This window comes from Haloarcula sp. JP-L23 (assembly GCF_011602445.1).
GTDB classification, from domain to species: domain Archaea; phylum Halobacteriota; class Halobacteria; order Halobacteriales; family Haloarculaceae; genus Haloarcula; species Haloarcula pellucida.
On sequence record NZ_CP050014.1, the window covers coordinates 19669 to 32655 of the forward strand.

Sequence of the window (12987 nt, forward strand, 5' to 3'; positions counted from 1 at the left end):
ACGAAATAATGACCACAACCTTTGTATTCTTATTCACCATATTTCATTCAACCATTTCTTGACCCGCTATCAGGTATTGCAATATGATAGGTATGTCTCAGTGGAGGCTCAATCTAAATTATTCGGTATCGAGATTGCCAGCGCATTTTGTATCATAGGCACTGTCCAGTTGAGAGAGTGAAGAACGAGCAGATTGTAGCGAGAAGTACTCATACGACTCGCAGACCTACTAGAGAGCCGTTAGATGTCGACGATGAAGACGCTTGGGAGAACGAGCACACGCCGACACCGGTACGCTCATTCGCGGTCCGAGTTCATTCGATGGGGTTGTCGCTTCGTGAAGTTAAATCTATCTTAGACTGTCTGGATGTTGATCGTTGCCATCAAGCGGTTTGGTATAGGAAGACGCTCGCTGAAGACCAAAGCGACCCGCCGGCGGCTTCGTCATCGCGAGGTGTGGTTAACGGGCCGTGTTGAATCGCCATAAGGCGATCGAATTCACTACTTGACGGGTCGTTTGGTGTTGTAGATGACACACATCAGAGCGATTTCTCGGAACTCACGAAACCAGGAACGCGCTCGCACGACGAGAGTGGTTAGCGTAACTTTTGCACATCTGGGAGGAACTTCTCAATCCAGTTGTTTGCGAATCTGAGACGGTTCGAAAGCTCTAGGAAGGTGTCAGTAACGAACTGTTTGAAATGCTCTTTGTCCTCAAGATTTCTGGCGAAATCTTCCGTTTGAGGCACTTCCAGAGCGGTTCGATCGCGTTGAAGTTCGGTGAAGACGGCGGGACGAAGACGAACTCGATGCCGAGTTCGTCGGCCCACTGTTGGGTGAGTTTCGCGTGATGACCGCCATCGTTGTCGGCGATGAGCAGAATCCGCCCGATCGGATTCTGCTCACGGATCGCCTCTAACGCCACGCAGATGCTCTCTTTGGTCGTTCGTTCCCGGAAGGTAAGCGTACTTCTGCCGAGTAATGCATAGAAGCCGATCGTTTTCCATGGCACTGTGACCTGCGGTTTCTCTATTTCCACGCTGCGGTCGTACGATCACATGCGTTGAGAATTCTCGAACGGTTGCGGCCACGAGGCATCGAAAAACCCGAGAACGAGTGGTTTCTCATTAGTGTTTTTCGTGAGCGCCTGGAAGAGGCGCTCACGAAAATCCGCTTCTGCGTCCGGTGATTGTCGCGGATCCATCGGCCGTGGTTTCGCGTATTGCATGCCGTCAGCACGAAGGATTCGGGCGAGATGCGCTCAATCGTAGGTGACGCCGTAGCGCTCCCAGAGAAGATCGTCAATCGCCTGTGGTGTCCATGGTTGGCCGTCTTCAAGGAGGGTGAAGAACTCCTCAAACTGTTCAGGAGAGAGCTTCGCGGGCGGTCCGCCCGCGAAGCTCGGCCGGAGGCCATCGACACCCGCATCGTTCCACCGAGCAAGCCATCGATCACCGGTATGGCGGGAAACACCAACACGCTGAGCGGCTCTCTCGGTTGAATCATCGAAATAGAGGTTCTTGATGAAACAGAGTCGCCGGACGAGACAGGTCTCGTCCGCCTTCTGAGCGTCATTAATAGCCGTATCAAGCTGTTCAACCACCAAATGTCGCACCACTTCTATCCGACGACTTCTCGTCATCACTATCTATGACGCTCTCCGAAAGCTCAAACGTAGCGCTGATCACTCTCGCCGTCGCCGGGTCCGAGTCGCTGTCGGCCAGCCGATGGGGCCACTGCCAGATCGCACCGTGCGAGCGTTGGACACCCAAGAATTCTAAGATTGCGACCGTCTCCCAGATCGACAGCCCTGCCGTGTGGAGACACACCCAAATCGCCGGACGGGTGTCGGGGTGCGCTCGTTCACCAAACGTCTTGGCTGTCCACTTCTAACGTCTCGTTGAGCAGGTCTGCGAGTTGCATGAGCACTTCTCGCTACGACCTGCTCGCTTCTCAAAGCCGCTCAACTAAACAGTGCCCTCATACTGATTCGGTCGAACGCTTTACACAACATGGATGAGGAGGGGATATCGGCCGAGCTGAGGCCGATATCACCGGTTATTTGCGGCATCTCCTTGAACAGGTCAATGGTCATTCGGTAGGATGCGTCAAGGTAACTCCGTAGACAATGCAGGGAAACGAGCGCATAGTCGCTAGTTGTCCACTCTGATTCAACTGACCAATAGCTGACGCGTTGTAGGAGTGAAGCGGATGAATCAGATTACTGATTCACCCGCTGTCCGGATACACTCGTGATGAACGTCCCCTTGCTCAAGGAAGTTCTCACAGATCCGGACGAGTTCATTTCGAACGCCCAGTTGAAATCTCTTGCTCTGGAGGTGCTTGAGCTGGTACCGATGCCAGGAATCGAGGCTCGCCCCTCGATTCCGGCGATATCATGGAAGTTATTCTGCGAGCAGCTGTTGGGACAACATCGGTCAACGGCGTCACGACCAACACAGAGGAGACACCCAACAGAGAACCCGTCATGAATTGGCTTCATACGCTCGCCAAAGAGCCAATGCTAGACGCTATCAACGATATTCTCGCTTTGCTGGCGGTGTCGGTTCTCGACCGGTCGCGGTCGAGAACCGTCTGCATCGACTTCATGGACAACCCGTTCCATGGGACACCGGAGAGCGACGACGAGATCCGCCGGATGGCTGCTCGGGACGGGACAACGCAGTGTCATCGGTACTGTACGGCGTTCGTGATCGCGCAGGGAAAGCCACTGACACTGGCGGTTGAACCGGTCGATGGTGAGGACAGCAAGGCCGACGCGGTCGAGCGCGTGCTCGCCCGCGTCGCGGTGTATCCGTTCGACGTTGACCAGCTTCTTATGGATCGCGCAGCCTACGTCGGCGAGGTGATCGGCGTGCTTCGGGCGGTTGCGCCGCCAGTCTTCCCGGTCAAGACAGGGAAGGCGTCGCTGCGGGAGAAACTCGCAGCGACGGCGTCGTACATGACTGAAGAGACGATCTGTGAAGACAAAGAGCACGAGCAGACGTTTCCGCTGGCGGTGAGCGTCACCTACCAGAACGGTGATCGTGGGAAGTCTGGTGTGAAAACAACGGGGTACGCGGCGTACGGTCTGGAAGACCGCACGCCGCAGCAAGTCGCAACAATCTACGACAAGCGCTCACAGATCGAGAAGAGTTACGAGAAGTTCCGTGAGGCACGAGCCTTGACAACAACGTCATCGACGACAATTCGGCTCTTCTACGTGGGTGTTGGCTTCCTGATAGAGCAGTTGTGGCTGGTGGTGCAGTGGGCAGTGCTCGCCCGGCCACGGCGTGGCGGGCGAGCACTCCCTGTAGAGTTCACGTTCAGTGATGCGTTTCTCCATGGGATCGAACGGGTGTTGGACGACGAGCTGGGCTGGAAGAACAAGCATCGGACGAACGGGAAAGGACTGCCACCAGGATACGAGCACGGACTCGGCTGAGCCGCCTCGCTTCGGTCGAAGCGAGGCTGGCGAGGAGCAACAGCTGTCTTCTGAGAGCGGTTTGAGCGACGGTCACAGCGGAAAGTAGCCAGATCTTTGACTCTTCTCCCAGTCTCCGTAGTGCCAAAAATGTACTCCGCCTCGTTTCGGCGTTCTCACCGTGTCAGACCAGCTTCTTGTTGCCGCCGCTATTGAGAGAGTGGACAACTAGCGATAGTCGGCGAATCCGCCGCCACCCTCCGGGGCGGCAGATTCGTCTCCATCGCCAGTAACGCTTTGAGAAATCGGGACAATCTCGCCAGTGAAGCGGGAGATTTGCGTCATGGACAACTGGAGTCTCCCGCTTCAACACCTTCGATTTAGCGAACGATCCTGCCGCGGTCTAGTGATTCAACAGAGCCGGTCAACGAGAAACAAAAAAGGTAGACGGTAAAAAAGGATCTACGCCGCGATTGACACGGACTCGAAACTCCTTATAAAGGTGGATGTCTACGGACGCCACGGGACTGACCCCGCGGCAGCGCTTCTCTATCGTTTTATCAGCAAATGAGACATTTTAGGCACGGTTTTTCTCGTCAATGCTGATGGATATTTGACTGCTCCCGGTCGTCACAAATTGATTGGTCACCAAGATCGACCGCTCGTTCTGGCGGGGCAATCAATCGAGCGCTAAGCGATGGCTGCATCGGTTCAAATACTACTATAATCGAAGTCGGTCGAACCAGGCACTAGATGGCTGCACGTGATCTGAGGAGGTCCTAAACTATACAATATCTTGCCTTGTTTTGCCGCCGATTGACGGCGGCCTCAGAAGCTCTCATAGGAAGATTCCGTCAATCTAACCGGGAAATGGACGCCGTCTGGCGATATGGCACCGCTCAGATGGCTAGCACGGATGTGTCGAGGTCTTGCCAAACAACACGTAGACGATCCGGACGTACCCGCCGCGCCGGACGGCGCGGACGGGTACGCCGAGTGGACACAGATCGCGTTGATTCTGTTCCGTGTCGAGCTGGAGAAGAGCCTCCGCGAGACTGAAGACTACCTCAACGGGATGCCCGGTGTTCTTGCTGTATTCGATCTCAACGAGGCACCGCACTACAGCTCGCTCTGCCGGTGGGAACAAGAGTACCGGATGCGTGAACTTCGCCGCCTGCTCCACCGAAGCGCGGAGCAGGCGGGCTGGAGTGGTGAAGCCGCGATTGACGCGAGTGGCTTCCAACGCGATCAAACCAGCTACCACTACCGCGACCGCGCGAACTACTCCTTGCAGTCACTGAAGACGACGATCTTGATCGAGGTGAATTCATTAGCGATCAAGGACGTTCACTACACGACGCAGAAAGCGTGGGATTGGCACATCGGGATGCAGGTCTTCCGCCGGAACGCGGAAGACCTGCGTGTGTTGTCTGCTGATGCGAACTACTCGTGGAGCGACCTCCGTGAGGAGTGTCGCTCCGAGTCAACGCGACCGTTGATCAAGCACAGAGAGCAGACACCGTTGCAGAAGGCGCACAACGCCCGAATGGACGATGATGACTACCACCAGCGCTGGATGAGTGAAACAGGCTTCTCGCAGCTAAAGGAGGACGACAGCGAGAAGCTCCACTCCCAGAGCTGGCACGGAAGTGCATCGTGCATAACCTGACGCAGGCGGCGAGTTAAGGCTCTCCGCCTGCTCCCCTTCTCCGGACGTATCCGGGAGAGGCATCGCCGTCGTCATCTAAACGAGAGTGCTAGATGCCATAGTTCTGACTCTTCAGCAAGCACCGGTAATGACAGCTACTGCATCTTCTGAGTCCAAAAACTCGTCTCTGAAGTTATGAAACTGTAGATCGTCGATCCTACCTCGACGCCATCTTGCGTTCAACAAGGCACAATATCTATCATATGAGGACACCAAATTGGAAACATCACGGCACGATATTCCACCGATAGATAGATCGGTCATATTATAACAGCAAAGGAACGGAATAGCTCTATGAGAACTGAAGCCTCAGTCCTCCCGTCAATCGGAGAGGTCAAAAATATATGTGTCTTCGTCGCTGATGCACTCCGCTGGGATTATCTCCCCAAGTCGATCCGAGAACGTGGACTTACTTGCAAGACTGTCGCCGCCTCACTGACGACTCATACAAGCCTCCCGAGCATGGTAACAGGGCTCTGGCCGGAAAGACATGGTGTCTTTTCGTGGCGTGGACAGGTACCGGAAGTATCCAGCCTTCTGGAACATCCGGGATTCGATTGCGGATATTTCATGCCCGGCGACGAAGGGACAATCAATGATGGGACGTTTTCGGTTCTGCGACAGGATGAACGGCGTCAACTAGAGTCACTCAATAGTCCGTTCTCCTACTTCGAACGCCATCATGGCGGCCACGCTCCGTTCAAGGCTGCCGGCTGGCAAGACAGTTACGAAGAATTCATTGACCAGTTTAGCGGCGATTCTGCGAAACATCGTCACTGGTACCAGAAAGCAGTGGAGGGGACAGTCACTGATTTCGAGAACCGACTATCAATCCTCAGAGAAATGGACGAACTGGAGAACACATTGATCGTCTTCACCAGCGATCACGGAGAGTACCTCGGGGAACACGGGCTTGTGGATCATTCGTCCCCACTCCGCCCAGAGGCCGCGTACGTACCGACAGTCTTCTTTCATCCGGAATTGCCGAACGGCGAATCCGCCGAGGGAATCATGCGTCACGTCGACCTCTATCCAACGCTACTCTCAGCGACAGGTGAAGAGATTCCCGATCACGTAAACGGTGTTGACCTCTTCGAAAAATCCCCAGAACAGGGATACACTGTATCGACGATGAACCAGTACATTCGGAAGAAAGTCGTTTCATTTCACGACGCGATTGGAGTTTGGGATGAAGCGGGAGGCCGTGTCCTGAACAGGACGAACCTCACGAAGCGTCCGTTGTCGGTTCTCGGACTGATAGCTGCTCCAGGCTGGCAAGCTACGCACCTCCGTCGGACGCCTGGTAACTTCCTTGATGCAGTGTTTCACTACCTTCAGTCACGTCGCACATATGACAATCCCGGTTTCGGGTGGGAGGTCGTCGAAAAGTGGAAAAAAGAGCACCAGGAGATGAATCCAATCCAGGAAATCGAATCGTCAGAGATATCTGGCGAAACTGAATCGCGGTTAGAGGATCTAGGATATTTGTGAGTCGAGAGGCGATATCGAAGAAGTAGATGTTTGATCGTTAGTAGCACTTCTACCGTAGTGTCATCGTATTATCAGGCGATTCAGAATCGGATAGCCAATCCAGTCGTCTACAGAAGAGAGTATACGATGGTCGTTTTCGGTGAAAGCTCTGGAGAGCACGAGGAAGAAAAAATACAAAACCAGTACAATAGCTGGCAAAGTGAAAGTGAAAATGCTATGGTAGCTGAAATAGGAGAGCAGAAAAAAAGAACAAATATAACAGGCACCGCCAGCAAGCCATATCTTCCCAACGTTTGGAGGAATCGGAAAAAACCCTTCGAAAATATAGATTTCAAGTACTTCAACAATTCCGACCAACGCGAAGGCGGTAGCGGTACCTGCAGCAACCCCCGCGATACCAAATGATTGTACGAAGATCACGTCAAGAGTTGCATTCACAGTCAATAAAAGCAGAGTATTCAATAAGACAAGCCGAGACCTGCCTCTACCCTCGAGGAAACGACCGGAAGGACCGACTGAAGTATTGAATAGCTGTCCGAAAACCAGAATTGGTAGTACGGTACTCGCTGCAGAATACTTGGGACCAAATAGTAGCCCAAAGTATCGACCAGGGAGTAACAATAGCGTGACTGCTGGTGGCAGTGTCACTATTGTCACCCACCGGAGTGCTAGCTGATACCGATCTTTCAAAGCCGTTGTATCATCAGCAATCTCAGCCGTCAAAGTTTTGAAAATTGGCGTGACCGCCTGATGAAAAAGGAGTATATTGACTGCAAGCAGAAAGGCGAGACGATACGTAGCTACTTCGGTTGATTTTCGGAAGAGGCCGACGACGAGGAAATCAACCTGACTTACAACCGTCGTCACAACACCAGCAAATGAGAGTGGAAGAGAATATTTCAGGATTTCTTTGATAGTTACGGAGCCTTCGGTTGACTTTGCTGACCAAGGGATTTGAAAAAAGACGATAAAAAACCCGACAGAGACAGCTAGTAATACAGCAATGACGTGCCCCACAGATATGCCCATCAAGCCGTATCCTGTGACAGTCAAAATCCCTGCACCCGTGAGTTTGGTTACCGGAAGTGTGAAGTTTTTTGTATAAACTCGATACTGAAGACGTTTCACCACGTTGAAAATCGCGAGTTGTAGCCGATGTATAGACAGTAGTGGTAAGAGGACAGCGAGGATTGGCAATACCGATGCCAACCGTGGTTCTCCAAACAGAGTCGCAACTCTGCCGCTGAATATAACCAGAAAACCGGCAACAACAAGTGAGCAGAGGGCTGCAATACCTCCCAATTTCACTAATATCTTTGACGGGACCGATCTACTTTCGGATCTTTGATTCTTTGGGATGAAATAGTCAACCGCACGGTCGATATTCAGACTGCCCACTGCAACAAGAAGTGTCACGATAGAAACCGCCAATGTGTACACACCGAACGTATCCTTATCAACTAGCCGAGGTATTAACAGAAAGAAGCCAAATCCGAGAACTTTCCCGAGGACGTTCCCTACAAGCGTGATACTCCCTTGGCGAAGAAGTGTCTTGTTCCCGTCTGTCGCCGACTTATCCTCGCTCGAATCGGCCATCACTGTGAACACCGACACCCGAACAGACAAGTGTTTACATTAGCACCAAGAAACCAATTTCGATGGTCGAGACGCTCGTGGTCGGTGTCGACGCGGCGACGTGGGATGTCATCAACCGTCTCTGTGAAAACGATGTCCTCCCGAACATCCAGCGACTCGTGAGAGGGGGAGACAGTGGCACCCTTAACTCCACCCGCCCACCGATGACCCCTCTCGCGTGGACGTCTATGGCAACCGGTGTGAATCCCGGCAAACACGGCATCTACGATTTCCGGAAGCAAGATCCAGACACGTACGAAGTCACACCCGTAGAGTACAGCGATATCCAGCGACCCACGGTCTGGGACGCTTGTAACCACGCTGGCCAGTCGGTCGGCATTGTCAACTTCCCTGTCGCCTCGCCTGCGCCAGACGTTGATGGATTCTTCATCTCCGGCTTCCCGGCCGCTGCCGACGACGAAATCGTGTCCGACCCCACCATCCGTGACCACCTCCCTGACGACTACAGGATCCAACCCGGGACCGACCCACACGACAATCCATCGGGCTATCTTGAAGAGGTGACCTCACTCACAGAGTGCCGTTGTGACGTGACTCTCTCGCTGGCAGAAGCGTACGACCCGGAGCTACTTTGGCCAGTCTTCATGGGTATTGACTGGGTCCAGCACTATCTCTGGGGCGAGAACATCAACGGCGAACCAGCGGTCGAACAGATGTACAGACACATCGACACCCAGATCGGACGACTACTTGACGCCGTCGACGACGAGACAGACGTGCTGCTCGTGTCCGACCACGGATTTACCCCCTTAGAGGGCGAGATACACCTCAATGGTTTGCTAGAGTCACTAGGTGACTTAAAACAAGATGAAGGCAGCGGGTGTCGAAGGGGTGCCGCGACCGCAATCGCCGGAGGACTGCGGATCCTCGACAGCATTCCGACCGGAATCCGCAAAAGCCTCGTCGGGACTGCGAAAGAGATACTCCCGAAGTGGCTAGTCAAGACGGGCGAGATAGTAGAGGGAGCAACCGGTCAGGAATACCTCCACGAGCGACTTGACTGGGACGGGACGCAATCGTTCAGTTTCGGTTCGATGGGACGAGTGTTCGTCAACAGAGAATCACGGTATCCTTTGGGGACGGTTACGAAAGACGGATACGAACATTACCGAGCCGAGTTACGTAACCGCTTCCTCGAACTCAAACACCCCGAGACCGGCGATCCAGTGTTCGAGGCCGTCACACCGGGTGAAGAGGTATACCACGGCGGACAAGCCAACGCTGCCCCCGATCTGTTGCTGACACCGAGGGACTGGAGTTACATGTGCTACGGAGACTTCGGCGACAGGTGGATCCACGACCCGCGAGAGCGAATCGCTGACCATCACCCCGAAGGTATATTCATCTACAGTGGAGCGAGCGGTGAAACCGTTGATGTCGACGCGATCGACGTGGCACCGATAGTCCTCGCGTTGCAGGATGTACCGCTTCCGGACGACCTTGATGGTAGAGTACCTTCGACGATTGCCGAAACGCCGACAGAGACGACGGCACTCTCGGTATTCGAGAGTAAGGCCATCCGAAAGCGTGACCCGGACAATGACATAGAGGACCGGTTAGAGGACCTCGGCTATATGTGAGTGTGAGAGTCCCCGAGTCGACTATCGGATGCCGGCGTCTTCGAGGTACGCCTCAACGTATCCGTGGAGGTCGTCGGGCAGTTCCGTGAACACGTCGACGGCCTCGTGTTGCTCATCGAGCGAGAATGAATCCGATTCTGTCTGGACTACGAACCCGTTCGGGATGTAGTGTTTCCCGCCGACGTCATCCAGTTCGGCCGTGCCGTAGAGGTGCTCGTAGACCCCGAGTGACGACTCTCGCTAGTTGTCCACTCTCTCAATAGCGGCGGCAACAAGAAGCTGGTCTGACACGGTGAGAACGCCGAAACGAGGCGGAGTACATTTTTGGCACTACGGAGACTGGGAGAAGAGTCAAAGATCTGGCTACTTTCCGCTGTGACCGTCGCTCAAACCGCTCTCAGAAGACAGCTGTTGCTCCTCGCCAGCCTCGCTTCGACCGAAGCGAGGCGGCTCAGCCGAGTCCGTGCTCGTATCCTGGTGGCAGTCCTTTCCCGTTCGTCCGATGCTTGTTCTTCCAGCCCAGCTCGTCGTCCAACACCCGTTCGATCCCATGGAGAAACGCATCACTGAACGTGAACTCTACAGGGAGTGCTCGCCCGCCACGCCGTGGCCGGGCGAGCACTGCCCACTGCACCACCAGCCACAACTGCTCTATCAGGAAGCCAACACCCACGTAGAAGAGCCGAATTGTCGTCGATGACGTTGTTGTCAAGGCTCGTGCCTCACGGAACTTCTCGTAACTCTTCTCGATCTGTGAGCGCTTGTCGTAGATTGTTGCGACTTGCTGCGGCGTGCGGTCTTCCAGACCGTACGCCGCGTACCCCGTTGTTTTCACACCAGACTTCCCACGATCACCGTTCTGGTAGGTGACGCTCACCGCCAGCGGAAACGTCTGCTCGTGCTCTTTGTCTTCACAGATCGTCTCTTCAGTCATGTACGACGCCGTCGCTGCGAGTTTCTCCCGCAGCGACGCCTTCCCTGTCTTGACCGGGAAGACTGGCGGCGCAACCGCCCGAAGCACGCCGATCACCTCGCCGACGTAGGCTGCGCGATCCATAAGAAGCTGGTCAACGTCGAACGGATACACCGCGACGCGGGCGAGCACGCGCTCGACCGCGTCGGCCTTGCTGTCCTCACCATCGACCGGTTCAACCGCCAGTGTCAGTGGCTTTCCCTGCGCGATCACGAACGCCGTACAGTACCGATGACACTGCGTTGTCCCGTCCCGAGCAGCCATCCGGCGGATCTCGTCGTCGCTCTCCGGTGTCCCATGGAACGGGTTGTCCATGAAGTCGATGCAGACGGTTCTCGACCGCGACCGGTCGAGAACCGACACCGCCAGCAAAGCGAGAATATCGTTGATAGCGTCTAGCATTGGCTCTTTGGCGAGCGTATGAAGCCAATTCATGACGGGTTCTCTGTTGGGTGTCTCCTCTGTGTTGGTCGTGACGCCGTTGACCGATGTTGTCCCAACAGCTGCTCGCAGAATAACTTCCATGATATCGCCGGAATCGAGGGCGAGCCCTCGATTCCTGGCATCGGTACCAGCTCAAGCACCTCCAGAGCAAGAGATTTCAACTGGGCGTTCGAAATGAACTCGTCCGGATCTGTGAGAACTTCCTTGAGCAAGGGACGTTCATCACGAGTGTATCCGGACAGCGGGTGAATCAGTAATCTGATTCATCCGCTTCACTCCTACAACGCGTCAGCTATTGGTCAGTTGAATCAGAGTGGACAACTAGCGATTCTTCTCACGCGCGTAGAGCGTCGCATAGGCGTGGAACGCGGTGGTTCCACGCTTCGCTTCTGAGTGATAGAGGCCATTGGTCTCATCCTCGTCACAGTAGTAGGGCCGCAGGTGGAGGTCTGCGACGACCTCCACCTGCTCGGGAAGGATCTCTAGAACGTCCTTTTGCAGGAGTGCGTTCCCGACTTGTTCAACCGACGTTAGTTCGAACTCTTCGCGGAGGTGATACAGAATCGTGTTTTCGTGGGGAGAATCTTCACTGGTCTCGCAGAGTTCAGATATCGAGGTCCCGTCGGCGCAAGCGCCGACGAGGACCTTGCAGATATCCTCATCATCGAGTTCAGCATTCGCGCCGAGACCGAGTGTGACTTCCTCGTCAAGCGTGTTGACGAGGAAGTTAAGAAGCTGGTCCTCATAGATTTCACCGTCTGATTGCTTGGTATTAGACACACCTTCAGCAAGCAGACCTCTCAACTCACCGGCTTTGTGAAGTACTGAGCATGTGGTAGATCGATACCAGCATCTTCCGTGCCGTTGCGATGATCGCTTTCTGTGAGTTCTTCCGGCTTGCTAGCCGTTCATAGAAGCGACTCAGATACTCGTCGCTACATGTGTGTACTGCGGTATTAGCAGCCTGGACCAGCAGCCACCGAACTCTTCCTGAACCACGTTTCGAGATGCTCCCCTCGATCCGCGGGTCGCCCGACTCGCGGATCACCGGATTCAATCCGACGTAGCTGACGGCCGATTTATCACTGTCAAACCGCTCTATCTCACCTAACTCCGCGTATATCGTCAACGCTGTATAGTAACTCACACCCGGAATGGTCATCAGCAGCTGGATCTCCTTCAGAGACCCAGTGCGCTCTTCGATTGTTTCTTCCAGACTCTCAATCTCGTCGGTGAGCGTCTCGATCAACCCGAGGTACGACTCCAACAACGCGTCCCACGGCGTCGAGAGCGAGAGTTCCCGGAGGAAATCTTGTCCCTCCACACTCAACGGCTTCACATCCTCGTGATACCGTGATCGGAGAGGAGTCCATGGATTTTGTTGGCGTACTTGGTACGGTTTTCGACCAGTGTTTGTCACCCGCGCACGAGTGCGCGGGCTTCCCTGACCTCGTCGGTTGGAACGTAGCTCTCGGGCACTGAATTCAACCGCACCATCCGCGCTAGCTCTTTGGCGTTGACGCGATCAGTTTTCTTGTCTGACTCAGCGATCTGGTTCAGTTCTTTCGGGTGGGCAACAGTCACATCCAAATGTTCAGACAGCGTATCATGGATGTGGCAGTAATTGCTGGTCGCCTCAATCGCGGCTTGTGCGCCAGCATACCGCTGGGCGAGATAGTCGAAGAGGTTCGCGTTCTAATGAGTGAGGAAT

Annotated in this window: 5 protein-coding genes and 10 pseudogenes; 6 read left to right on the forward strand and 9 right to left on the reverse strand. The window is 54.5% G+C overall.

All coding sequences use genetic code 11. From position 1 onward, the window contains the following. Nucleotides 1–192 precede the first annotated feature (192 nt). Nucleotides 193–465: pseudogene (locus G9465_RS25465) on the forward strand (hypothetical protein); the annotation flags it as partial. A 205-nt stretch (nt 466–670) separates the two neighbouring features. Here G9465_RS25465 and G9465_RS00090 read toward each other — a convergent pair. From G9465_RS00090 to G9465_RS00105, 4 genes and pseudogenes are all read right to left on the reverse strand, one after another. Further along, nucleotides 671–1039: a transposase gene (locus G9465_RS00090; RefSeq protein WP_166966367.1), complete on the reverse strand. Its 369-nt coding sequence runs from the start codon at nt 1037–1039 to the stop codon at nt 671–673. A 222-nt stretch (nt 1040–1261) separates the two neighbouring features. After that, the gene (locus G9465_RS00095) at nt 1262–1603 is read right to left on the reverse strand and encodes a helix-turn-helix domain-containing protein (protein ID WP_166966370.1); all 342 of its coding nucleotides are present in this window, start codon (nt 1601–1603) and stop codon (nt 1262–1264) included. A 28-nt stretch (nt 1604–1631) separates the two neighbouring features. Then, nucleotides 1632–1923: pseudogene (locus G9465_RS00100) on the reverse strand (IS6 family transposase); the annotation flags it as partial. A 58-nt stretch (nt 1924–1981) separates the two neighbouring features. Next, nucleotides 1982–2155: pseudogene (locus G9465_RS00105) on the reverse strand (IS5/IS1182 family transposase); the annotation flags it as partial. A gap of 100 nt (nt 2156–2255) precedes the next feature. Here G9465_RS00105 and G9465_RS00110 point away from each other — a divergent pair. After that, a pseudogene (locus tag G9465_RS00110) lies at nt 2256–3445 on the forward strand (ISH3 family transposase). A 213-nt stretch (nt 3446–3658) separates the two neighbouring features. Here G9465_RS00110 and G9465_RS00115 read toward each other — a convergent pair. Next, nucleotides 3659–3769 (reverse strand): annotated as a pseudogene (locus tag G9465_RS00115) (IS5/IS1182 family transposase); the annotation flags it as partial. Between the two features lie 109 nt (nt 3770–3878). Here G9465_RS00115 and G9465_RS25470 point away from each other — a divergent pair. From G9465_RS25470 to G9465_RS00125, 3 genes and pseudogenes are all read left to right on the forward strand, one after another. Then, nucleotides 3879–4191, forward strand: a pseudogene (locus G9465_RS25470) (IS6 family transposase); the annotation flags it as partial. A 122-nt stretch (nt 4192–4313) separates the two neighbouring features. After that, nucleotides 4314–5110, forward strand: a pseudogene (locus tag G9465_RS00120) (IS5 family transposase). A gap of 316 nt (nt 5111–5426) precedes the next feature. Further along, nucleotides 5427–6623 carry a sulfatase-like hydrolase/transferase gene (locus G9465_RS00125; RefSeq protein ID WP_166966373.1) on the forward strand — a complete coding sequence of 399 codons (1197 nt, stop codon included), beginning with the start codon at nt 5427–5429 and terminating at the stop codon, nt 6621–6623. A gap of 60 nt (nt 6624–6683) precedes the next feature. Here the strand turns inward: G9465_RS00125 and G9465_RS00130 are convergent, their stop codons facing one another. Next, on the reverse strand, nt 6684–8219 hold the full coding sequence (locus tag G9465_RS00130) for a flippase (RefSeq protein WP_166966376.1): 1536 nt from the start codon (nt 8217–8219) through the stop codon (nt 6684–6686). A gap of 62 nt (nt 8220–8281) precedes the next feature. On the opposite strand from G9465_RS00130, the gene G9465_RS00135 reads away from it, so the two are divergent. After that, nucleotides 8282–9859, forward strand: a complete 1578-nt coding sequence (locus tag G9465_RS00135) for an alkaline phosphatase family protein (RefSeq protein WP_166966379.1) — start codon at nt 8282–8284, stop codon at nt 9857–9859. A 451-nt stretch (nt 9860–10310) separates the two neighbouring features. Here G9465_RS00135 and G9465_RS00140 read toward each other — a convergent pair. From G9465_RS00140 to G9465_RS00150, 3 pseudogenes are all read right to left on the reverse strand, one after another. After that, nucleotides 10311–11518 (reverse strand): annotated as a pseudogene (locus G9465_RS00140) (ISH3 family transposase). An 82-nt stretch (nt 11519–11600) separates the two neighbouring features. Next, a pseudogene (locus G9465_RS00145) lies at nt 11601–12056 on the reverse strand (ISH3 family transposase); the annotation flags it as partial. Nucleotides 12057–12081: 25 nt separating this feature from the next. Beyond that, a pseudogene (locus G9465_RS00150) lies at nt 12082–12971 on the reverse strand (IS110 family transposase); the annotation flags it as partial. Nucleotides 12972–12987 lie beyond the last annotated feature (16 nt).